Genomic DNA, 23,701 nt, shown 5'->3' with positions numbered 1-23,701 from the left:
AAAACAATAACTGGTTAAAAAAGAAATGGCATTAAATTTTATAAAACAGCTACATAATGCTGTTAAAGGATTACTGAGCAGTAACGATATTGTTGAATAACTGGTAATGATTTTTACGTGAGTAGCGTCTAAAAGTGATTAATAATTATTCAATAATTATCTGGAAAAATCATCGCATCAACGATTTAACTGCATAACTGCTGAGTTGCGCTAGCAATGACAGGGAGTTCATGATGAAAATTACCATGGAAACGCAAGTTCAATCCTCAATTCAATCCCTCGCTAGAACAAGCGCTCTTACACACCTGAAATTGGCAACGCTGATACTCTGTGGTGCCCTGATGCTGGCAGGCTGCGGTGGTGGTGATTCAGGCTCAGGCAATAGTGGATCGAACAGTAGCAATACACCAGCGCCTAATAATCCAGACCCTGCACCAGCGCCAGATACGACAACAGGCAGTACTGCTTTATCCTTATGTGGTAACAGCACAACCGTGCAGCAGCTGGTGGATAAAATCAATGCAGTGAGGAGTCAGGGCCGTAGCTGTGGCAGCACATTTTATCCGGCAGTCGGTGCCCTAAGCTGGAATACCCGTCTTGCCAATGCGGCCCAGGGTCATTCTACTGATATGGCCAATAACAACTATTTTGCCCATGAAGGCTTAAATGGCAGCACCATTGGCACTCGCGCCAGTGCAGCAGGCTATAATTATCGTATAGTTGGTGAAAATATTGCAGCAGGGTACAACAGTATTGATGAGGTGATAACAGCCTGGATTAATAGTCCCGGACATTGCGCCAACATGATGAATGCCAGCTTTAAGGAGTATGGCATGGCCTGTGCCAGCAATCCGAATTCAACCTCTAAAACCTACTGGACGCAGGAGTTTGGTGCGACCAACTAGAAAAATTAGAATAAAGCCGACCCAAATAAAAAGCCTGATTAAATTAATTGATCAGGCTTTTTATTTGACTATTAAAACTGTTTCAATGAATGGCAGCGCTTGCCACTTCTTTATTAATTTCCTGATCAAATAACTGCTTACGCCACTGGGCAGTAATTTGTGTACTGTCATGCTGATTGGGGTGAAAGTTGTCCTGATAATAATCCAGATACGCAGGCACTAGCGTGGTGAACACATCTTTCAACTGCTTAAAGGCAGTAATGTGCTGACGCCACTGTTTGCGGCCAACCGGATCATTCAGCAATAGCTTGAAGGTGAGATAGCTAATGCGGGACAGGAACGTTGTGGTGATAATCCGCATGATTCGCTTGCGCGTTGCCTGATCCGCAAAAATTTCCTGATACACATCAAATGCCACCGCCTTATGTTCCGTTTCTTCCAGCGCATGCCACATCCATAGCTTGGCAACCCGTGGGTTTAGCTGACGGTGAAAATCCGGATGCTCTAACAGGTACTGCGCAATAATGGCCGTAAAATGCTCTAGCGCACAGGTAACAGCCAATTGCTGCTTATGATTCAGTTTGCTTTTGGCATATTCAATTTTTTCGTATTCACTTTGCAGGATAGGCTGAATATCAAGGCCCAGTCCTTCAACAAAACGATTGAAATCTTCATGCGCATGGCTATGCATGGCTTCCTGACCAATAAAGGCAGACACATCCTTTTGCAGCGTATCATTTTTAATCTGGTCACGTACATTCCGCACGCTATGCACAAAGAATCGCTCACCATGCGGAAAGGTGAGTGACAACGCCGTCAGTAGGTAGGAGAGTAACGGATTATTATCAAAGTAATATTTTGGGGTGGTCGCAAAATCAAAAGACTGGCGGCGCACCTGAATGCTTGAAGTGCCGCGTGTGCTGGCAGGGACATTGCTACTGGTCATGATGGCATTCCTCGTTTTATAGGTAGAATGAGGGCAGTAATGCAGTATTGAATGTAAACTAAATTAGACAATTGATATTGTCAATAAACTTCTGCTGCAATTTGTATAAATTCAACTGCTCAGATTAACTAAAGACCTAAAGCCATCAGGGACACGGGTTTTGTGTCATTTTGTGCAAAAAGCTCTGTTAATTGCTGGTTTTTTTTAGTCTATTGGGTTTTCTGACTTGACCTGTTTACGCTCACATAGCAAGATAACGCACCATTTCCACATCGGGGTGTTTTGACACTTCCGTTTCATTGATTAGCTAAAAAGCCGAGGATTCCATGAAGGCTCTTGTTGCTGTTAAACGCGTTGTCGATGCCAACGTCAAAGTTCGCGTAAAAGCGGACAAGACTGGTGTTGATTTAACCAACGTCAAAATGTCTATTAACCCATTTTGTGAAATTGCTGTTGAAGAAGCAGTACGTTTAAAAGAAAAGGGTGCGGTTACTGAGATTGTGGTGGTTTCTGTAGGCCCACAAGCTGCTCAAGAACAAATTCGCTCTGCACTGGCATTGGGTGCTGACCGCGGTATCTTGGTTCAGACTGATGATGAAGTTGGTGCTCTGGAAGTTGCCAAAATCCTGAAAGGTATTGTTGATCAGGAAAAGCCGGAAGTTATCCTGCTGGGTAAACAAGCCATTGATGACGACAGCAATCAGGTAGGTCAAATGCTGGCTGCACTGATGGGTGCGGGTCAGGGTACATTTGCCTCTGAAGTTAAAGTTGAAGGCGGCAAGGTACAGGTTACCCGTGAAGTTGACGGTGGTTTGCAAACTGTTGAACTGGCACTGCCAGCAATTATCACCACCGACCTGCGCTTGAACGAGCCACGTTACGCTGCACTGCCAAACATCATGAAAGCGCGTAAAAAGCCGCTGGATACCAAATCTCCTAGCGACTATGGCGTAGCAACCGGCACCAAGCTAAAAACCATTCTGGTTGAAGCGCCTGCTGACCGTAAAGCCGGTGTTCAGGTTAAATCTGTTGATGAGCTGGTTGAAAAGCTCAGAAACGAAGCTAAAGTAATTTAATTTTCGGTAAGGAATTCAAACGATGAGTATTCTGGTTTACGCCGAACACGACAACAATTCTATTCTGTCTGCAACTTTAAATACCGTGACTGCTGCGCAAAAGATTGGCGGTGACATTCATGTATTGGTTGCTGGTCAAAATGCACAGGCTGCTGCCGATGCTGCTGCCAAGATTGCTGGTGTAAGCAAAGTATTACTGGCTGACAACGCTGCCTATGGTCACCAGCTGGCTGAAAATGTTGCCAAACTGATTGCTGACCTTGGCAAAAACTATAGCCACATTCTGGCACCTGCAACTACGACTGGCAAAAACGTTCTGCCACGTGTTGCTGCGCTGCTGGACGTGAGCATGGTTTCTGAAATTATTGCTGTAGATAGCCCTGATACTTTCAAGCGCCCAATCTATGCCGGTAATGCTATTGCCACTGTTCAATCTTCCGAGTCCATCAAGGTAATCACTGTACGTGGTACTGGTTTTGATGCTGCTGCTGCCGAGGGTGGTTCTGCTGCTATTGAAGCTGTTGGCACCGTTGAAGATGCTGGCGTTTCCAGCTTTGTTGGCGAAGAACTGGCCAAGTCTGACCGTCCTGAACTGACCTCTGCCAAGATTGTTGTATCTGGTGGCCGTGGTGTAGGTTCTGGCGAGAACTATTACAAGATCCTTGAGCCTCTGGCTGACAAGCTGGGTGCTGCACTGGGTGCTTCCCGTGCTGCGGTTGATGCCGGTTTCGTACCAAACGACCTGCAAGTCGGTCAAACTGGTAAAATCGTTGCGCCAAGCCTGTATCTGGCTGTAGGTATTTCTGGTGCCATCCAGCATTTGGCTGGTATGAAAGATTCTAAAGTTATTGTTGCCATCAACAAGGACGAAGAAGCGCCAATCAATGCCATTGCTGACTACTGGTTAGTGGGTGATTTGAACACCGTTATTCCAGAACTGGTTAGCAAGCTGTAATTTTAGGATTTAATCCTGAATGAAAAAACGCTCCTGATTAGGGGCGTTTTTTTATAGCCTGTTTTTTATTTTTAAATAATCGACATCTTTTAAAAGTGTGGTTTTGATCGAGAAAATTTAATGCTCTTTAAAGCCTTTTATAAATATCAGTTTTCATTGTGAAGACTTTTAAAACCTTATATGATTTCTTTGACAAAAGTGATGAAAGTTATAATAAGGAGTAAAAAATGGTTGATAGTTTAAGTGATCGGGTAGGACGGGTTGTTGCAGGAAGCGCCCATGCCTTAATGGATAAAATCGAAAATCTGGCGCCTGATGCTGTGATGGAACAGGCTTTAAGGGAAGTTGATAAAATCATTGCTGAAGTTCAGCATGAACTGGGTACGGTCAGTGCCAACCGCCATTTGGTACAGCAGCAACATTCTACCCAGACCAGTCAGCATAATAATTTATCCTTGCAAATTAACACTGCCATTAATGCTTCGCGTGATGATCTGGCGCGTGTAGCAGTGGCGCGTCAGCTGGATATTGAAGCGCAATTGCCCGTGCTAGAGCAGTCGCTGGCCAGTTTGAATGATAAGGAAACTGAGCTTAAAGGCTATATCAATGCGTTAATGGCCAAGCGCCGTGAAATGACAGAAGCCCTGAACGAGTTTCGCAAGTCCCGACAGGCAGCAAGTCAGGTTGGTGGAACAGGTAAGCCTGGTTCAACCAAAGAACAGCGTCTAGACCAAGCCACCAATGCCTTTGACAAGATTTATGAGCGTCAGACTGGTTTATCACCAGCCGCAGCCGGAGCAACATTGCAACAAGCTGCACAGCTTAAAGAGCTGGAAGACATGATGCATCAAAACCAGATTGAAGAACGGCTGGCTCGTCTTAAAGCCAATAACCAGTCATGAGTTTATTTCTTGCTACTGAAACGATTCCCTTTGGTGTTGCACTTCTGGTCATGCTGGGCCTGACTGCACTAGAAATTATTGGCTTGATGACAGCCTTAAGTCCAAGCGACTGGATTGATCATTTTTTGCCTGAACCTGCTATTGATGGCGGATTAGAAGGTGTGCTGGGCTGGCTGCATGTGGGTAAGGTGCCAACCCTGATTCTGCTCATTTTGTTTCTGGCCAGTTTCTCCGTCGCAGGTTATGCCATACAAATTCTGTCACGTAACCTGATCATGACGTATTTGCCAGCAATATTGGTGTCAATCCCAGCTTTTATGGCGGCAATTGCTAGTGTAAGAGTAGGAGGCAAATGGCTGGCCTATATTGTGCCACGTGATGAAAGCTCAGCGATCAGTGAAGCTGAATTCGTTGGCCGTGTTGCACTGGTCACAGCCGTATCTACACAAAAAGGACTGGCGGCACAGGCACGCTTACGGGATAACGATGGCCGTTCATATTTTATTTTAGTAGAACCTGACCTTGATGAGCTGCAATTAAAAGATGGAATGCAGGTTCTTTTAATAAAAAAAATGGGGTCAGTGTACCGGGTGATAGAAAATCCACACCCTACTTTAATCTGACAAGTTTTTTGTCATGGGTTTTTACAGATTTAATTCAAGATAACTTTAAAACAGCTTTGGGGTAATAATGCAGAATTTATTTGAAATCGGTATTTTGGGGGCAATTGTACTGATTGCCATTATTGTATTTGGCCTGATTCTGGCGCGCCTGTATAAACGTGCCAGTAAGGAAATGGCGTTTGTACGCACCGGCCTGGGTGGTCAAAAAGTCATTATGGATGGCGGGGCGCTGGTACTGCCTGTTTTTCATGAGCTGGTCATGGTGAACATGAACACGCTCAAACTGGAAGTAATGCGCCGTGAAAAAGAAAGTCTGATTACCCGTGACCGGATGCGGGTTGATGTGACCGCTGCGTTTTTCGTACGGGTTAAGCAAACCGTGGAAGCAGTGAGTACTGCAGCACAAACGCTGGGTGCACGCACACTGAATCCAAACGAGCTAAAAGTGCTGGTTGAAGACAAATTTGTTGATTCCCTGCGCGCTACGGCTGCCACCATGAGTATTCAGGAATTGCAGGACATGCGCCGTGACTTTGTGCTGGCCGTGCAAAATGCAGTAGCTGAGGATCTGGAAAAAAATGGTCTTGAACTGGAATCCGTATCGCTCACCAGTCTGGATCAAACGGATAAACGCTTTTTTAATCCGGATAATGCCTTTGATGCTGAAGGTTTAACCCGCTTAACTGAGCAAACTGAATCACGCCGCAAGCAGCGTAACGATGTTGAACAGGACACTGAAGTTCAGGTGCGTAGCAAAAACCTTGAAGCTTCTCGTCAAAAGCTGTTAATCGAAAAAGAGCAGGAGTTTGCAACACTGGCCCAGCAGCAGGAAATTGAAACAGCACGGGCAGAGCAGTCCGCACAAATTGCCAAGCAACAAGCCGAACGTTCACGCGAAGCTGAATCAGTACAAATTGAAGCCGCGCGTCAGGTGAGTGAAAAGCGTATTGTGGCTGAACGGGAAATCAAGGCCACTGAAATTGAAAAGAATCTGGCCATTCAGACCCTTACTATTGAAAGTGACCGCCAGACCGAAGTACAACGTGCCGAGCAGCGTAAGCAAATTGAAATTGCCAAGCAGGATACCCAGATTGCCATTGCCAACAAATCGCGTGAGCAGTCTGAAGCTGATGCAGAAGCCAACACTGCCCGCGCAGAAGCCGTTAAGTCTGAAGAGGATGTTACTACCGCGCGTGAAGTAGCAATTGCCGAGCGTCAAAAATCCATTGAATTAATTGAAGCTGAAAAACAGGCACAGCAAAATGCAATTGCGGTAAAAGTCGCTGCTGCTGCCGAAAAAGATGCTTCGATTGACCGGGCAGAAGCCATCCGGGTGGAAGCTGCTGCGCGTCAAGCTGCGGCAATGGCCGAAGCAGAAGGTCGCCGTGCCTTGAATGAAGCATTAAATACATTGTCTGTGGCGCAAGTGGATTTGCAGGTTCGTACCAAGCTGCTTGAGCAATTGCCGCAAATTATTGAGCAGGCAGTCAAGCCCATGGAAAAAATTGATTCTATCCGGATTTTTCAGGTAAACGGTCTGGGTCAGGACAATAATGGCAATATGGCTGGTGCAGAGGGAGCAGGTGCTGGCAAGGGTGGAACCTTCCCGGAACAGGTGGTTAATTCTGCCTTACAATACCAGATTGCCAAACCAATTATTGATGCTGTGATGAAAGATGCAGGCTTGAATAATGAAGGGATCACTGGTATTTCAGAGTCGCTGGCGGCCATGATTCCAGCGGTATCCTCAGTAAAACCTGTAGAAAAATCTTCAGATTTATAAAAATTGCTCGAGCAGGTCAATAGCGGTATGAGTTATTTAAAACCTATCGCTGTTGGCCTGTTTTTTTAAAATCGTAAAAATTAATGGTGAAACAAGCTTAAAAATTTTGGCATTTTGCTCAAATTAAGCCAAAATTTATCTTGCTATAAAAACTCAAATTTTTATGTAAAAACCGAGTTTTGTATTAAAAATACAACTTATAAATTTATGCATTTAAGTTATTGAATTTAATGTTAAAATAATTAAGCGCCATGTAATAAAATTTAGATAATATTGACCAGTTATGTTAAAATCCTTTAACTTTTATTTCAAAGTTTTTACTGCGTTAATCTAGTGATTTTCAAGCAGTAAGTTTCTGATCTGTATTCTAAATAGGCGAAAAGCCAGTAAAGGAGTGGGCATGAGCGTATCGGAAATTCTCCCGATTGCGATTGAGGATGAACTCAAACATTCTTATCTTGATTATGCCATGAGCGTTATTGTATCCCGGGCACTGCCAGATGTGCGGGATGGTTTAAAACCCGTGCATCGCCGTGTTTTATTTGCCATGCATGAGCTGGGAAACGATTACAACAAAGCCTATAAAAAATCTGCGCGTGTGGTGGGTGATGTTATCGGTAAATATCACCCGCATGGTGATACAGCCGTTTACGATACCATTGTTCGTATGGCGCAGGACTTTAGCCTGCGTTATCTGCTGGTGGATGGTCAGGGTAACTTTGGTTCGGTGGATGGTGATAGCGCGGCAGCCATGCGTTATACCGAAGTGCGCATGACCCGGCTGGCGCATGAGTTACTGGCTGATCTTGAAAAAGATACCGTGGACTGGGAAGACAACTACGACGGCTCTGAGCGTATTCCTCAGGTAATGCCCACCCGGTTTCCCAATTTGCTGGTCAACGGTGCTGCTGGTATTGCAGTGGGTATGGCCACCAACATGGCACCGCATAACCTGACTGAAGTGATCAATGCCTGTCTCGCCTATGTGGACGATAGCCATATTAGCATTGAAGGCCTGATGCAGCATATTACCGGCCCTGATTTCCCCACTGGCGGAATCATTTACGGTAAGTCCGGCATTGTGGATGCCTACCGGACTGGTAAAGGGCGTTTGCATATCCGTGGTAAGTATCATTTTGAAGAAGACGAGAAAACCGGACGCACGACCATTGTCTTTACTGAAATTCCTTATCAGGCCAATAAGGCACGGGTGATCGAGCGCATTGCCGAGCTGGTGAAAGAGAAAAAGCTGGAAGGCATTTCCGAGCTGCGTGATGAATCCGATAAGGACGGCATGCGTATTGCCATTGATCTAAAGCGCAATGAAAATGCAGAAATTATCGTTAATAACCTGTTCCTGCACACCCCCCTACAAAGTTCTTTTAGCATTAACATGGTTTGTCTGGATAATGGCCAGCCTAAATTAATGAACCTGAAAGACCTGATTGCGGCCTTTGTTCGCCACCGTCAGGAAGTGGTTACCCGCCGTACCATGTTTGAACTGCGCAAGGCACGTGAACGTGGTCATATTCTGGAAGGTCTGGCAGTTGCGCTGGCTAATATTGACGACATTATTGATACCATCAAGACCTCAGCCAATCCGGGAGAAGCACGGGAGCGCTTGCTGGCAGGCATGTGGCAGGCGGGTGGTGTTCTGGCTTTGCTGGAAAAATCAGGTCATCAATCTATCCGCCCTGATGAAATTGAAGGTGAAGATTTAAGTAAGCCATTTGGTTTGACTGAACAGCAGTATCGTTTGTCACCTGCTCAGGTTGCAGCCATTTTAGAACTGCGCCTGCATCGCTTGACTGGTCTTGAGCAAGACAAGTTGCTAGGCGAATATAGTGAAATTCTGCAACAGATTGCTGAGTTACAAGCCATTCTGGATAGCTTTGAATTGCTGATGGATGTGATCCGTGGTGAGTTGCGCGCTATTCTGGAGCAATATGGCGATGGCCGTCGTACCGAAATTATTGAATCCCGTGTTGATTTTTCACGTGAAGACTTAATTCCTGAAGAGCAGGTGGTACTGACCGTATCCAAAGCGGGCTATGCCAAGACTCAGCCACTGTCTGACTATGCAGCACAGCGTCGCGGTGGCCGTGGCAAATCTGCCACCAGTATGAAAGAAGATGATTTTATCCAGCATCTGGTGGTGACTTCAAACCATGCAACTGTGCTGTGCTTTACCAATGTGGGTAAGGTATATAGCCTGAAAGTTTATGAAGTACCGCAGGCATCACGTGGTTCGCGTGGCCGTCCAATGGTTAATTTATTGCCACTGGAAGCCAATGAAACTATCACTGCCATTTTGTCGGTTATTGATATACCCAAGAAATTTAAAGAGCGTTTTGTCAATTTTAAAGCCTTTGTTAAGGCAAAAAGTACGCTATTACAATCAGAGGCGTTAATTGCTGATCATTTCCCACAACTTGAAGCTGTACTTTCAGGCTTGAGCGAAGACAGTGTTGATGACTTACCTGAAACACTGAAAGAACCGCTAAAAGCCTTGCATGCCTTGTTGAATGACCAGTTAAGTACGCCAGCTGTTGAAGGTGAAACAAGCTATTCGCCAGTGCTGACCCAATTTGCAGCGCAGGTGGAAAACATTGTTAAAAACTACTATGTGTTTATGGCCACCCAGTGCGGTACGGTGAAGCGGGTTGAGCTTGAACAGTTTAGTAACGTCCGTTCAAACGGCTTGCGTGCCATTGAGCTTAACGGTGATGACACCTTAATTGGTGTTGCAATTACCGATGGTGAACAGCAAATCATGTTGTTCTCCAATGAGGGCAAGGCCATTCGTTTCTCAGAAACTGATGCACGGGTTATGGGTCGTACCGCTAAGGGTGTGCGTGGCATGCGTATTGGCGGTGTTCAGGAAGTGGATCAGGAGCTGGAACAGGATCAGTTACCTGATAGCGATGAACAGGAAGACAATGAGGGAAGCTGTGATAGCACGGGTGCCCGCATTGTTTCACTGGTTGTTGTGCCAGAAAATGGCGAAGTACTGACAGCCTGTGCCAATGGCTATGGTAAGCGTACCCCAGTGGGTGATTACCCCACCAAAAAGCGCGGTGGTAAGGGCGTAATTGCCATTAAAACCAGCGAGCGAAATGGTGAGTTGGTGGGTGCTGTTGCCATTGATGAGCATCATGAACTATTACTTATTTCCAACGGCGGTACACTGGTGCGTACCCGTGCTTCAGAAATTGCAACCACAGGCCGTAACGCCCAGGGTGTGCGCCTGATTCGTGTGGATGAGGATGAAGTGCTGGTGGGCGTTGTGTCGCTGGATGATATCGACGATGTGGAAGATATTGCTGCTGATGATGTAAGCGCTGATGATTCTACTGCCGATGACATGACTAATGATGAGTCTGCTGCTTATAAACACGGTGAAGCAGAATTAATCACTGGGCAAGATCAGGTAGAAGCTGATGAGCAGAATATTGACTCTGCTGACTAAATCGGGTTAAAACACAAAAAAGGACGTCGGGATTTGCCCAGACGTCCTTTTTTTATGGTTTTAATTTTATAATGCTAATAATGGCCTAACCTCCCAATTTGGTGAGCATAAAGGCGGTTAAAAATCCTAACACGGTGATCAAACCAGTCCAGTCATGCGCGGTTTCAAAGGCTTCTGGAATCATGGTATCGGCAATCATGGCCAAAATTGCCCCAGCCGCAATAGCCGTGGTGGCTGCAATCACCTCAACTGAAAACGCATTAAACACGCTATAACCGCTAATGGCAGCAATACCACTAATAAACATGATGCCACCCCAGATACCAAAAATATAAAGCCTGGAACGCCCGGCTTTTTTCATGCCTGCTGCACTGGACATGCCTTCTGGAATATTGGATAAGAAAATGGCAGCTACAGCCACCAGACTCACCTTGCTGCCTCCCAGCATGGATAAACCAATCACAATGGATTCAGGGATGCCATCCAGTAGTGCGCCTACTGCAATGGCTGCGCCACCACTGGATTCTGTCGTAGACTGGGCTTCTTTGGCTTGCTGGTCACCAGAGCGCTTACGATGCTTGGCGCCATACTTGGCCAGTAACCAGTTGGCCACCGTATAAACTCCGGCACCCACCACAAACCCCAGCGCAGTGGCATTAAAACCACCCTGTTTATAGGCTTCATCCATCAGTTCAAATGACAGGGCGGAAATCAGTACCCCGCTACCAAAGGCCATGATAGCGGCAATTAAACGGGTTGGAACCTTAAAAAAATAACCAATTGCTGCGCCAATCAATAATGCAAAACCAGCCAGCCAGCCCCATAGTCCAGCCTGTAACCAGATTGGCATGTATTTTTCTCCTTAAACCATATTTTGTTATGCCAGTTTTAAAAAACATGGTTACTTACACAAGAGGTTTTATGCTTAAATAGTGCCTCTTTTTTTCTTGTTTTTATAAGGAATATCCATGCGCGCGTATAATTTTTGCGCCGGCCCAGCGGCTTTACCCACTCCTGTACTTGAACGTGCCCAGCAAGAACTGGCTGACTGGCATGGTCGTGGCTTATCCATTATGGAAATGAGCCATCGCAGCAGTGACTATGTCGCAGTGGCACACAAGGCCGAAACAGACTTGCGCACATTGCTGAATATTCCTGACAACTACAAAGTATTATTTTTACAGGGCGGTGCCAGCCTGCAATTTTCGGCGATTCCGTTAAACTTGCTGGGTAAAAATGCACGGGCTGATTATGTGCATACGGGTATCTGGTCTGAAAAAGCCCTGAAAGAAGCCCAGCGTTACGGCGACATTAATGTGATTGAAGCGGGTCGCACCATTGATGGCAAGTTTGCCATTGCACCCCAGAGCGAATGGCAGCTCAGTGACAACGCGGCTTATCTGCATTATGTGGACAACGAAACCATTGGTGGTTTGCAGTTTGATTTTATTCCAGAGAGCAATGCGCCGCTGGTGGCTGATTTTTCATCCAGCATCTTGTCTGCACCGCTGGATGTGAGCAAATTCGGCATTATTTATGCCGGTGCCCAAAAGAATATTGGCCCGGCTGGCTTAACCATTGTGATTGTGCGGGAAGACCTGCTGGATCAAGCCCGTTCTGATATTCCCAGCATTTTAAAATATAGCGATCAAGCCAAAAATGATTCAATGGTGAATACGCCTGCCACCTTTGCCTGGTATTTATCAGGGCTGGTATTTGAGTGGTTATTGGAGCAGGGCGGTGTTGCAGCCATTCAGCAGGTTAACCTGCAAAAAGCCAGATTGCTTTATGATTATATTGATCAAAGCGATTTTTATGCCAATCCGATTGCCCTTCAGAATCGTTCCATCATGAATGTGCCTTTTACCTTAAAAGACAGTAATCTGGAAAAAATCTTTTTAAAAGAAGCTGAGGGTGTAGGGCTGTTAAATCTGGCTGGCCATCGTTCGGTGGGCGGGATGCGCGCCAGTATTTATAATGCTGTTCCGCTGGAAGGCGTACAGGCACTGGTGGCATTTATGCAGGAATTTGCCAAAAAACACGGCTAGCTTTTGCCATGATCAATAGCAAGTATTTATTTTAAACCATGATTACGCTGAATTTTCGCCCAGCCACCATGCAGGATGCTACTGCACTGGTGGCACTGATCAACCGGGCTTACCGGCCTGAACCGGGTCAGGAAGGTTGGACACATGAATCCGGCTGGATAACTCAGCAGCGAATTCATTTACAGCAGCTTCAGGATTTGCTGCAAGATCCAGCCAGTCATTTGCTGGTTGCAACCGCTTTACCGGCTGAAAACCATACTCAGCAAATTGTGGGTTGTGTGCTATTAAGCAAGATATCACCTGTTGTGCAGATTGGTCTGCTGACTGTTGATCCTGATTATCAGGCGCAGCAAATTGGCAGGCTGTTGCTAGACTATGCTGAACGACAGGGCCATGTGCTGTATCAGCCTGAATTATTTGAAATGTCTGTGGTACATACCCGTCAGGAACTGATTGCCTATTATGAACGACGAGGTTATCAGCACACTGGGCAAATCAAGCCTTATCCCGTAGATCAAAACGTGGGTATACCCCGAGAGCCCTTGCATTTAATCATCATGCAAAAGCCTGCTCATAGTATATAAACGCACAACATATAAAAAAAGCCCTGCATGATCAACAGGGCTTTTTTATTTTGAAGCTTATTCCAGCGTTATCTCACAACTAGATATGAGCCAGTTGTTGATTTTGCTTGATATTTTCCAGATATGCCCGAATACGGGTCACATAGGTAATACACTGCTTGTAACGCGGATTGGCCCGTGAGTTACTGGATAAATATTGATATACATCCACCCAGCTATTGGGGTTGTGGCCTTTGCGCTTAACCGTAGCACGGACTTTATCCAGTGCACCAGGCCCCATATTGTAGGCTGCCAGGGCAAACCAGACCTGATCCGGCTTGGCAATATGATTGTACTGGGTCAGCATCATGCGGAAATATTGTGCACCGCCCTGAATACTTTGCGTCGGATCACGGCGATCCACTACACCCATTTCTTTGGCAGTGCCCTGAGTAAGCATCATCAAACCAGTCACGCCAGTCGGGGAAACCGAGGCCGGGTTCAGATAGGATTCCTGATAGCCAATAGCTGCCAGCAAATGCCAGTCCAGCTGATGTTTTTTGGCCGTTCTCTGGAAACTGGCTTTATACACTGGCAAGCGTGTACGAATGTCACGATAAAAAACCTGTTGTGCGGTTTTATTCATCACATTACGGTCATAAAACGCTGCCAATTTGGACAGAGTACCTTGTTGCTTATTGCTGCAAATAAAGCCATTGGCTGTGGCAGCAATAGGATCGGCTGCGTCCTTGAATGACCAGCTTAAATTGGTACTCAAGCCATACTGGCTTAAAGTTTTCTGGTCACCACAACTAATGTCCAGTGCAATCAGGGATTTTTTCTCAATCAAGTCTGGCTGGGCAGTGGTTAGGGCAAAATCGGCCTGACCTTTTTTAACCATGTCCAGCGCAGCTGCGCTACTGGAGGCAGTCTTGAATCTAAAGTTGACATTCAGGTCATTGGCATAGGCACGTGCCAGGTCATAACCAAAACCATGCAGGAACTGGTCTTCCTTAAAAAAGGTGCTACTGCCTTCAACCCCGACTACAGTCAGGGTTTTCTTGCCCACAACTTTGTCGTACTGGGTGACAGGGCTACTACTAAAACTATGTAAGGGAAGAAATACGGTTGAAAGTAAAGCAATACGAAACGTGGAAGAAAATCGGTTTGGCTGAAAAAATGCAAAAGCAGGCTTCAAACTCAAACCGCCGGAGCTATGGCGCATGGGTGTCTCCATCTTACGCTAGACAATGCACCTGACCAAAGGGATGAACAGGTTGCACTAACTAATGGCTGAGGTACGGCATCGCATGACGTCATTCCAGACGACAAAACTTGGGTTAACCTTAGGGTTAAGGTTATTTATTTACTGATTGTTACAAATTAACAATTCAGGTGATTAATTTCTGAGCTGAGAATACTAGACTTTTATAATGCATTTGTCAAATTTTGTATGAAACGTGCGTTACTATGTAATTTGCTTGCTGATTGTGAGGCAGTTGCACAAAAACTTCGTCATCGACTTGTTTGCCCAATAAAGCACGAGCTAGTGGAGATTCAATACTAATCCAGTGTTTTTCAGGTACAAATTCATCAGAACCCACGATACGGATTTTTAAAAGTTCACCCTCATCATTTTCAAGTTCTACAAATGCACCAAAAAAAATCCGCTCCGGCTGATCCGGCAAACGATCAATCACTTTTAAATCGGGTAATCTTTTTTGTAAAAACCGGATGCGTCGGTCAGTTTCACGCAACAGTTTTTTGCCATAAATATATTCTGCATTTTCTGAGCGATCACCCAGTGCGGCAGCTTCACTGACAGCCCGGGTTAGTTCTGGCCGCCGTACACGCAGCAAGTAGCTCAGTTCATTAGAAAGGGTTTTATAGCCTTCAGCGGTAATATAGGGTGCTCTGGACATAGGTATTGGTTATAAAATCAAATCGTGGGTAATTCTAATTCACTCAAGGTACAAAGCCAGTGAAATGAAGGTATGGCAAACGGTTTATTCAACAAGACCCGTGCTTGTACCTGTTAAGGTAGAGTCTGGATGACAGGTGTGCTTTGCTGTGCCAGCTTTTGCCGCGCTGTTTCAAGGGCATATTTAATCTTGTCCATCTGAAATAGCGTTGCTTCCTCACCAGCCACAATATTTTGCATCCGCGAATCAAGGGAAAAGATATGTTGTTTTTCCTTGATGTTGGGCTGGATTACAATATCAGCGTCTTTGAGTTCATATGAAGCCAGCCGGTTTTGCATCACGTTAATGTTCTGGTTAAACAGACCCCAGATATTGGTCGTAGGGGTGTTTTCCGGTTGTGCCAAAATATTTACCGCAATAATGACATCGGCTCCCAGACTTTTGGCCACTTCTACAGGAACAGGGCTAACCAGACCGCCATCAACATATTGTTTCTTGCTAATTGAAGTGGGCACGAACATACTGGGAATAGACACTGAAGCACTGACTGCCTGTCCGGTATTTCCATAATTAAAAACAGCGCGTGTCCCTGTTTGCAGCTCGGTTGCTACCACAAACAGTGGAATATCCAGTTGTTCCAGCGAGCGATTGTTGACTTGCCTGTTGACAAAATCAGCCACTTTTTCACTGTTAAAAAATCCCTGACGGCTCAGGGTAATATCGCGCACATCGGAGCTCTTCAGGCTACTGGCAATTTTGTCCATCTGGGTTGCATTTTTACCGCTGGCATATAAGGCTCCAACAATACTTCCTGCGCTAGTGCCTACAATCAGTTGAGGTTTAATTCCATAAGTTTCCAGAATGCGGATCACCCCGATATGGGCATAGCCGCGTGCACCACCACTGCCGAGAACCAGTGCTACCATCGGCTGGTTTTTACCCAGTTTTTGCCTTAACGCCAGACCTGCCTTTTGTAATTCATATTCACGCGCATCTGCAATTTTTGTGATGGTGGCAGGCGAGGGGGGCGTAGCCATGTGACTACAACCGCTAAGCAACACACTACTGGCCAGCAGCATGGAAGTTAAAGTATGGCGTTGCATGAATTTAAAGAGCGTCATAGTACAGGGAAGGAAAGATTTTTTTGGCATAGGCAAAGGTATTGGCGATCAATTGATAGATGAATGAGCCAGATTATAAAGAGAGCCTACAACTCGGTTATAGCAGGATTCGGTAAACAACGTTATTACAGGTAAATGAATTAATAAGAATAAAGTAAAAAGCGGATATAAAAAAAAACAGGCCAAAAGACCTGTTTTTTTAGCAGACAAAAGCCTGTTGCTTTTGAGCTTACTTTTCAACACCAGCAGGCTGGCCAGCCAGTTTGGCATTTACATAGTCCCAGTTGATCAGGTGATCAATAAAGGTGCTAATGTATTTAGGACGTGCATTACGGAAGTCGATGTAGTATGCATGCTCCCACACGTCAATGGTCAGAATGGCAGTTTTGCCATGCGCCATTGGGTTGTCGCCATTGGCAGTTTTCATAATGGATAGATCGCCGTTTACCTGATCAGCAACCAGCCATGCCCAGCCAGAACCAAACTGGGTCGTTGCAGCCTTGGTAAATTCTTCAACGAATTTTTCATAGCTACCAAATGCAGCATTGATTTTATCGCTAACCGGGCCAGTAGGCTGACCACCACCATTAGGCGTCATGCAGTTCCAGTAAAAGGTATGGTTCCATACCTGGGCTGCATTATTGAAAATACCCGCTTTGCTTGGATCAGCAGCATCACCAGCTGTTGCACGGATAATCTCATCCAGCTCTTTATCTTCAAGGTCAGTGCCCTTGATCAGGTTGTTCAGGTTGGTGACATAGGCCTGATGGTGCTTGTCGTGGTGATATTCCAGTGTTTCTTTGCTGATATGCGGCTCAAGTGCGTCATGAGCATAAGGTAAATCGGGTAAAGAAATTTGTGTCATGGTGTTTTCCTTGCGTTCGCTGGGAAATTGATTTTAAAAACAGCATGTTTTCGTAAAACTGTCGGTTTCAAGTATGCCATGCTGTGTGCGTGGTACAAAAGCATTAAAGTTTTGTAGTTTAGTATTAAAAATTAGATACTAATAACCAGACTACTTATAAACTAGTAGCATGCTCAGACAGATAAGAAGCAACACCTGCAGGCGTCGCTGTCATGCCTTTATCGCCCTTTTGCCAGTTGGCTGGGCATACTTCGCCATGCTGCTCGGTAAATTGCAATGCATCAACAATACGGATAATTTCATCAATATTACGGCCCAGTGGCAGGTCATTAATAATTTGTGAGCGAACAATGCCGTCTTTATCAATAATAAATGCACCACGGAATGCAACGCCACCCGCAGACTGCACATCATAAGCGCGTACAATATCCTGTCTGGTATCGGCAGCCATGGTAAATTTAACCGGACCAATGCCACCTGCATTCACTGGGGTATTACGCCATGCATTATGGGTAAACTGCGAGTCAATCGACACGCCCACCACTTCAACATTGCGAGCCTTGAATTCTTCAATCTTGTTATCAAGCGCAATAATTTCGGATGGACAAACAAAGGTAAAGTCCAGAGGCCAGAAAAATACTAGCGCATATTTGCCTTTGCTGGCGTCGCTAAAGCAATAGGAATCGACAATTTCGCCATTGCCCAGTACAGCGGCTACATTAAAATCTGGTGCTGGTTTTCCAACGAGAACTGCCATGTATTTCTCCAAAATTGTTTAAAAATCAATCAGATTTTTGCTGTGAAAAAGAACTGCATTACCATGCCGCAACCTGTTACAGATAGCAAGACTATAGCCAGGTAAAATGTATTTTTTGCCTAAAAAATAGTTCATTATTTATTAAATAACGTCATCAGGAAGTTTAAACCGGATTATTAAAATCCATAAAGGTGACGTCCAGATTAAACTGCTGTGCGACAGCCTGCCCCAGGCGTTGGATGCCACCGCGCTCGGTTGCATGATGTCCACAGGCAAAATAATGAATGCCCAATTCTTTTGCTTCATGATAGGTGCGCTCACTTACTTCACCGGAAATATAAGCATCACAGTCAAGCGCAGCGGCTTTATATAAAAAGTCCTGTGCTGCACCCGTGCAAAAGCCCACTTTTTGAATCGTGGCTGATGCGCCAGCAATATGTAACGGCGTACGCTGCAAGCAATTGGTCAGGTGTATGCTGAACTCATCAGCTGACATGGGTGCTGTGAGTTCCCCTACATTACCAATAGGCTGGTTTTCAGTGGGATCAAGTGGGCCAGTGATTTGAATGCCAAGCAAGTTGGCCAGAGCTGCATTATTTCCCAAACTCACATGAGCATCCAGTGGCAGGTGATAGGCAATCAGGGAAATATCGTGTTGCATGAGTGTTTTGATTCGCTGGCCTTTGATGCCTGTCAGCGGTTCAGGTTCACCTTTCCAGAAATAACCATGATGCACCATTAATGCATTGGCTTTTGCTGCAACCGCAGCATCAATAGCTTCTTGCGAGGCTGTCACCGCTGTAATTATTTTATGGACGCTATGGCTGCCTTCAATTTGCAGGCCATTGGGACAATAATCTTTAAATGCCTTCACATTTAGGGTTTTATTACACCATGCCAATAATTGATTTAACTCAACCATAACAACATTACTCTATTTAACTGATTAATTTATAGTTAAACACTTTACAATAATTGCCAAACCCGGTGTATGGTTTATTGCCTTGCCTTTAAGTTTTTAGGCAGGTCAGGTGGTCATGTGAATGCAAACTTTGAATTGAAAAGGCATTCACAATAAAGTATCAGATAAAAAGGGGTATACACGTGCGTCGCACCATGATTTGGTTACCTTGGATTTTATTATTTATTTTTGTCATAGGATTTTTTGTCTGGCACCAGCAAAATAGGCCCATAGAGCCTGTCATGCCAAATCTGCCTGCAGAAAAACAAAAACCGCTATTATCTACCGCACCTCAGGGCGGAGTAGTTTCCTATAATCGGGCGGTTAAAGTCGCTGCGCCAGCGGTAGTGAATATCTTTACCACTCAAAAAGTAATTGCCCATCCACAAATCGAAGATCCAGTATTACGCAAGTTTTTTGAGCGCCAGTTTCCTCAGGAAAGCAGTGATGATGAAACCAGTCTGGGTTCAGGTGTCATTGTTAGCAAGGATGGCTATATTTTAACTAATAATCATGTGGTGGCGCAGGCAGAACAAATTGTGGTGGCGCTACAGGATGGACGGCGTGCAACTGCAAAAGTGATTGGTACAGATCCGGATACTGATCTGGCCGTGATCAAAATTGAGCTCAGCAATTTGCCAGTATTACCGTTTAAAAATTCTCCCAGTGAAGTGGGTGATGTTGTACTGGCAATCGGTAATCCATTCGGGGTAGGCCAGACTGTCACACAGGGAATTATTTCTGCTACCGGACGTTCTGGTCTTGGCATTAATACCTACGAAGATTTCATTCAGACAGATGCTGCCATCAATCCTGGTAACTCAGGCGGCGCGCTCATTGATGTGGCAGGTAATCTGGTAGGCATCAACACGGCAATTTTTTCCAGAACAGGCGGGTCGCTGGGTATTGGTTTTGCCATTCCGGCCAAGCTTGCCCAACAGGTATGGCAATCTATTCTTGCAGATGGCAAGGTCACCCGTGGCTGGCTGGGAATTGAAGTTAAAGGCGTAGACCCTTCTGAGTTTCCAAGCACCACAGCACCTGATACTGGCGTGCAAGTGATGGGTGTACTGGCAAAAGGCCCTGCAGATCAGGGTGGACTGAAAAAAGGCGATATTATTTTGTCTGTCAATAATCAGCCCATGCAAAGTGCAACCCAGCTGATTAAATGGGTTGCCCAGCAAAAACCCAATACAGTGATCACTATGCTGGTGAAGCGAGGCAAGGAAAATATCAGTCTTAAAGTCACGGTAGCCGAGCGTCCACAGCAAAAAAATACACCAGTGATGGAATTGCCGGGCTGGATGGAATGATTGCTTTTTCTTCCTGGTGAATATTGCTTCATATAAAAAACCGCTCATCATGAGCGGTTTTTTTAAAATTAAATAAAGCAGTCGAATGCGGACACTATTATGCCTGAAAGCGGGATAAATCTTCTTCCGGACGGGCTGTCAGCACTTCAATACCGGTTTCAGTGACCAAAATCGTATGTTCCCATTGGGCTGATAGCTTGTGGTCTTTGGTTACGACTGTCCAGTTGTCACCCAATAGGCGAGTTTGCCAAACTCCGGCATTAACCATGGGTTCAATGGTAAAGGTCATGCCAGCTTCCAGACGCATGCCAGTGCCTGCCTTGCCGTAATGCAGGATTTGCGGATCATCATGGAAAGTGGTGCCAATGCCATGACCGCAATATTCCCGTACGACGCTAAAGCGCTCGGATTCCACATATTTCTGGATAGCAGCGCCAATATCACCTACATAGGAACCCGCTTTAACGGTTTCCATGCCTTTATACATGGCTTCCTGTGCAACTGCACAAATACGGTTGGCTAGGATTGAGCCTTCGCCAATAATAAACATCTTGCTGGTGTCACCATGATAACCGTCTTTAATCACAGTAACATCAATATTAACGATATCACCGTTTTTCAGGATTTTGGTTTCTGATGGAATACCATGACACACCACATGGTTTACCGAAGTACAGATTACCGCAGGAAACGGCTTGCGGCCATGACCACCACCGTAGCCCAGACAGGCAGGAATGGCATTTTGCACATTAACAATATAATCATGGCAAATTTTGTCTAGCTCAAGTGTGCTTACACCAGCTTTGACAAAAGGCGTAATCATGGTTAACACCTCGGCTGCCAAACGACCTGCAACCCGCATTTTTTCGATGGCGTCAGGTGATTTGATCAAATGCCGGTTTGGTGAGCTAAAACTATTCATGGGCTTAATTTTTTTTGGCAAAAATGACCTATATATGGTATAAATAGCGCCCCGTTTTAGCAAATGCTTTTGGGTAATAATTTATACCAAAGTTATTTATCCAAAAACCATGATTAGACGGTCAATCCCACACATATGTCGACACATTGATCTGGGTGCTTTTCTGTTTTTAACCAACAGGAAAGTGGACAATGCGGACATATGGAGGCCTAACCCATATTTAAGGTAAATATCATGGCAGAATATAACGTAAGCATGCGTGACCTATTACAGGCAGGCGCACACTTTGGTCACCAAACCCGTTTCTGGAACCCAAAAATGGGTCCTTACATTTTTGGTGCCCGCAACAAGATTCATATCATTAACCTGGAGCACACTGTTCCTGCGTTAAACGATGCGCTAAATTTTGTTAACAATCTGGCCAGCAAAAAGAACAAGGTACTGTTTGTTGGCACCAAACGCGCTGCCAGCAATATTATTCGTGAACAAGCGCAACGTGCTGGCCAGCCTTATGTTGACCATCGCTGGTTGGGCGGCATGCTGACCAACTGGAAAACCCTGCGTCAGTCCATCAACCGTCTGAAAGATCTGGAAGTTCAGTCTCAGGACGGTACTTTCGCCAAGCTGACCAAGCGTGAAGCGCTGGAACGCACCCGCGAAATGGAAAAGCTGGAGCGTTCACTGGGCGGTGTTAAAAACATGGGCGGCTTGCCAGATGCCCTGTTCATCATTGACGTTGACCATGAAGCGATTGCCATCAAAGAAGCCAAAAACCTGGGTATTCCGGTAATTGGTATTGTTGATACCAACTCTAACCCGGATGGCGTTGATTACATCATTCCTGGTAATGACGATGCGATCCGTGCGGTTACCCTGTATGCCAGCTCTATGGCAAACGCAATTCTGGCGGGTAAAGAATATGCGCAGACTCAGGGTGGCGCAAAAGCTGCCGAGCCAGCTGAACAAGCTAGCGAAGAAACTGCTGCTACCGACGCTTAATGTTGGATACATCGGTTCTATTGGCAGTTTTTCATGGCTTTGACATGCTTTAACGTCACCATCTACCAGTAAACCGATGTAACGGCCCAGGCGGTAAACCCAATGGGCCGTTTTTATTTGCAATTAATTTCTTGATTTAAATGACAGTTTAGGAGACAAGCATGACTGCAATTAGCGCAAGCATGGTAAAAGAATTACGTGACCGTACTGGCCTTGGCATGATGGAATGCAAAAAAGCATTGACTGAAGCGGGTGGTGATATTGAAGTAGCCATTGATAACCTGCGTAAATCTGGTCAGGCTAAAGCTGCCAAAAAAGCAGGTAATATTGCTGCTGACGGCGCAATCATTATTGCTCAGGACGGTAATCGCGCTTTATTGCTTGAAGTCAACAGCCAGACTGACTTTGTTGCCAAAGATGAAAACTTCACAAAATTTGCCAACCGCGTCGCTGAAGTTGCACTTGCAAACAATGCAACTGACGCTGCTGAAATTGCTAACCTGAAATTTGATGACAGCCTGACCGTTGAAGAAGCACGTGTTGAACTGGTTCAAAAAATTGGTGAAAACATTCAGGTACGTCGTGGCTACATCGTTGAAGGTGAAAAACTTGCAACTTACAGACACGGTCTGAAAATTGGTGTTGTGGTTGCTTACACCGGTGGCGACGAAGAAACTGGTAAAGGCGTTGCGATGCACGTTGCTGCGTTCAACCCGGCTGCAGTTAATGCTGAAGACGTTCCTGCTGAAATTCTGGCCAAGGAAAAAGAAATTGCTGAAGCTAAAGCAATTGAGTCTGGCAAACCTGCCAACATCGTTGAAAAAATGGTTCAGGGTAGCCTGGATAAATACCTGAATGAAGTAACGTTGTTACGTCAGGCTTATGTAATCGACAATGAAAAGAAAGTTGGTGACGTACTGAAAGCTGCTGGCTTGACTGTTACTGAATTCAAGCGTTTTGAAGTTGGCGAAGGCATTGAGAAGAAAGAAGTAAACTTTGCTGATGAAGTTGCTGCTGCTCAGGCTGAAGCTGCCAAGTAATTGCTCATCGCTTAGCAAGCTACTTAAAAAACCCTGCATTGCAGGGTTTTTTATTACTTTTGGTATTTGAAATAATTTAACCTTTATATTGTGATTTCAACCTGATGAATTTTCCAGCCCTGTTCATTCTGCATTAACACTGATTGTTTTTGCGCATGGCTTGACTGGGGATTACACCTATCAGTTTGTTCATAGATTAAATAAGCCGTGTTAGCTTCTATACGTTCCTGGCTCAGATGAATTTTTTTGCATCTGGCCGCTGACTGGGAAACTTGCTGGGACATTTGAATGACCTGTTCACGGCTTTTTTTCATTTGCTGCATATATTGTGGAATTTTTTGTTCCATATCTGCTTGTCTGGACTCTGTATAGTAGCTTTTTTCTTCCTCGTAACTTAGGCCACGAATAACTTTTTCATTATATTGTTCATATACAGTGCTGGGTTTAACTGTACTTGATGAATCGGCGCTGGAGCAGGCGGCAAGCACTATCCCGCAACCAGCGACATAAATTGCTAACTTCAAAAATATA

The 23,701-nt window shown here is 45.2% G+C and carries 22 protein-coding genes; 12 read left to right on the top strand and 10 right to left on the bottom strand.

Annotation, left to right across the window (positions count from 1 at the left end; genetic code table 11):
* Positions 1-245 precede the first annotated feature (245 nt).
* Positions 246-905, top strand: coding sequence for a CAP domain-containing protein (locus Q337_RS16920; RefSeq protein ID WP_169733741.1), 660 nt, complete (start codon positions 246-248; stop codon positions 903-905).
* Between the two features lie 82 nt (positions 906-987).
* Here Q337_RS16920 and Q337_RS16915 read toward each other — a convergent pair whose 3' ends face one another.
* Positions 988-1,851, bottom strand: a complete 864-nt coding sequence (locus Q337_RS16915) for a metal-dependent hydrolase (protein ID WP_051526601.1) — start codon at positions 1,849-1,851, stop codon at positions 988-990.
* Positions 1,852-2,177: 326 nt separating this feature from the next.
* On the opposite strand from Q337_RS16915, the gene Q337_RS0105785 reads away from it, so the two are divergent.
* The 6 genes from Q337_RS0105785 to gyrA all read left to right on the top strand — a co-directional run bounded on the left by Q337_RS0105785 (position 2,178) and on the right by gyrA (position 10,659).
* Positions 2,178-2,927 carry an electron transfer flavoprotein subunit beta/FixA family protein gene (locus Q337_RS0105785; protein ID WP_026470790.1) on the top strand — a complete coding sequence of 250 codons (750 nt, stop codon included), beginning with the start codon at positions 2,178-2,180 and terminating at the stop codon, positions 2,925-2,927.
* 22 nt (positions 2,928-2,949) lie between these two features.
* Positions 2,950-3,882, top strand: coding sequence for an electron transfer flavoprotein subunit alpha/FixB family protein (locus Q337_RS0105780; RefSeq protein ID WP_026470789.1), 933 nt, complete (start codon positions 2,950-2,952; stop codon positions 3,880-3,882).
* Positions 3,883-4,109: 227 nt separating this feature from the next.
* On the top strand, positions 4,110-4,784 hold the full coding sequence (locus tag Q337_RS0105775; protein WP_026470788.1) for a PspA/IM30 family protein: 675 nt from the start codon (positions 4,110-4,112) through the stop codon (positions 4,782-4,784).
* Positions 4,781-5,407 (top strand): YqiJ family protein, encoded by a 627-nt coding sequence (locus tag Q337_RS0105770; protein ID WP_026470787.1) that lies wholly within the window; start codon positions 4,781-4,783, stop codon positions 5,405-5,407. The genes Q337_RS0105775 and Q337_RS0105770 overlap by 4 nt, the downstream gene beginning before the upstream one ends.
* Positions 5,408-5,474: 67 nt before the next feature.
* Positions 5,475-7,190 carry a flotillin family protein gene (locus tag Q337_RS0105765; protein ID WP_026470786.1) on the top strand — a complete coding sequence of 572 codons (1,716 nt, stop codon included), beginning with the start codon at positions 5,475-5,477 and terminating at the stop codon, positions 7,188-7,190.
* A 400-nt stretch (positions 7,191-7,590) separates the two neighbouring features.
* Positions 7,591-10,659, top strand: a complete 3,069-nt coding sequence (gene gyrA / locus Q337_RS0105760) for a DNA gyrase subunit A (protein WP_026470785.1) — start codon at positions 7,591-7,593, stop codon at positions 10,657-10,659.
* A gap of 85 nt (positions 10,660-10,744) precedes the next feature.
* On the opposite strand, the gene Q337_RS0105755 is transcribed toward gyrA, so the two are convergent.
* Complete coding sequence (locus Q337_RS0105755) at positions 10,745-11,509, bottom strand: ZIP family metal transporter (RefSeq protein ID WP_026470784.1); 765 nt, start codon at positions 11,507-11,509, stop codon at positions 10,745-10,747.
* 118 nt (positions 11,510-11,627) lie between these two features.
* On the opposite strand from Q337_RS0105755, the gene serC reads away from it, so the two are divergent.
* Both serC and Q337_RS0105745 read left to right on the top strand, forming a co-directional pair.
* Positions 11,628-12,707 carry a 3-phosphoserine/phosphohydroxythreonine transaminase gene (serC, locus tag Q337_RS0105750; RefSeq protein WP_026470783.1) on the top strand — a complete coding sequence of 360 codons (1,080 nt, stop codon included), beginning with the start codon at positions 11,628-11,630 and terminating at the stop codon, positions 12,705-12,707.
* A gap of 38 nt (positions 12,708-12,745) precedes the next feature.
* The gene (locus Q337_RS0105745) at positions 12,746-13,291 is read left to right on the top strand and encodes a GNAT family N-acetyltransferase (protein ID WP_026470782.1); all 546 of its coding nucleotides are present in this window, start codon (positions 12,746-12,748) and stop codon (positions 13,289-13,291) included.
* A 79-nt stretch (positions 13,292-13,370) separates the two neighbouring features.
* On the opposite strand, the gene Q337_RS0105740 is transcribed toward Q337_RS0105745, so the two are convergent.
* The 6 genes from Q337_RS0105740 to Q337_RS0105710 all read right to left on the bottom strand — a co-directional run bounded on the left by Q337_RS0105740 (position 13,371) and on the right by Q337_RS0105710 (position 18,857).
* On the bottom strand, positions 13,371-14,495 hold the full coding sequence (locus tag Q337_RS0105740) for an MltF family protein (RefSeq protein WP_084494727.1): 1,125 nt from the start codon (positions 14,493-14,495) through the stop codon (positions 13,371-13,373).
* A 217-nt stretch (positions 14,496-14,712) separates the two neighbouring features.
* Positions 14,713-15,192 carry a transcription elongation factor GreB gene (greB, locus tag Q337_RS0105735; protein WP_026470780.1) on the bottom strand — a complete coding sequence of 160 codons (480 nt, stop codon included), beginning with the start codon at positions 15,190-15,192 and terminating at the stop codon, positions 14,713-14,715.
* A gap of 113 nt (positions 15,193-15,305) precedes the next feature.
* Positions 15,306-16,295, bottom strand: a complete 990-nt coding sequence (locus Q337_RS0105730; protein ID WP_034279548.1) for a patatin-like phospholipase family protein — start codon at positions 16,293-16,295, stop codon at positions 15,306-15,308.
* A 247-nt stretch (positions 16,296-16,542) separates the two neighbouring features.
* Complete coding sequence (locus Q337_RS0105720; protein ID WP_026470778.1) at positions 16,543-17,178, bottom strand: superoxide dismutase; 636 nt, start codon at positions 17,176-17,178, stop codon at positions 16,543-16,545.
* A 154-nt stretch (positions 17,179-17,332) separates the two neighbouring features.
* Positions 17,333-17,935 (bottom strand): peroxiredoxin, encoded by a 603-nt coding sequence (locus Q337_RS0105715; RefSeq protein WP_026470777.1) that lies wholly within the window; start codon positions 17,933-17,935, stop codon positions 17,333-17,335.
* A 163-nt stretch (positions 17,936-18,098) separates the two neighbouring features.
* The gene (locus tag Q337_RS0105710) at positions 18,099-18,857 is read right to left on the bottom strand and encodes a Nif3-like dinuclear metal center hexameric protein (RefSeq protein ID WP_026470776.1); all 759 of its coding nucleotides are present in this window, start codon (positions 18,855-18,857) and stop codon (positions 18,099-18,101) included.
* 182 nt (positions 18,858-19,039) lie between these two features.
* Between Q337_RS0105710 and Q337_RS0105705 the strand changes: the two genes are divergently transcribed.
* On the top strand, positions 19,040-20,209 hold the full coding sequence (locus Q337_RS0105705; protein ID WP_026470775.1) for a S1C family serine protease: 1,170 nt from the start codon (positions 19,040-19,042) through the stop codon (positions 20,207-20,209).
* Between the two features lie 97 nt (positions 20,210-20,306).
* Here the strand turns inward: Q337_RS0105705 and map are convergent, their stop codons facing one another.
* A complete protein-coding gene (map, locus tag Q337_RS0105700) occupies positions 20,307-21,131 on the bottom strand; it encodes a type I methionyl aminopeptidase (protein ID WP_026470774.1) in 825 nt (274 codons plus the stop codon).
* 234 nt (positions 21,132-21,365) lie between these two features.
* Between map and rpsB the strand changes: the two genes are divergently transcribed.
* Together rpsB and tsf are read left to right on the top strand one after the other, a co-directional pair.
* A complete protein-coding gene (rpsB, locus tag Q337_RS0105695; RefSeq protein ID WP_026470773.1) occupies positions 21,366-22,130 on the top strand; it encodes a 30S ribosomal protein S2 in 765 nt (254 codons plus the stop codon).
* A 161-nt stretch (positions 22,131-22,291) separates the two neighbouring features.
* Entirely contained in the window at positions 22,292-23,170 is an 879-nt protein-coding gene (gene tsf, locus Q337_RS0105690; protein WP_026470772.1) for a translation elongation factor Ts, read from the top strand.
* 83 nt (positions 23,171-23,253) lie between these two features.
* Here the strand turns inward: tsf and Q337_RS0105685 are convergent, their stop codons facing one another.
* A complete protein-coding gene (locus Q337_RS0105685; protein ID WP_156935709.1) occupies positions 23,254-23,694 on the bottom strand; it encodes a hypothetical protein in 441 nt (146 codons plus the stop codon).
* Between the last annotated feature and the right edge of the window lie 7 nt (positions 23,695-23,701).

It is taken from the genome of Alkanindiges illinoisensis DSM 15370 (assembly GCF_000619845.1).
GTDB lineage: Bacteria > Pseudomonadota > Gammaproteobacteria > Pseudomonadales > Moraxellaceae > Alkanindiges > Alkanindiges illinoisensis.
This window is presented reverse-complemented; position numbering and strand designations above follow the sequence as displayed.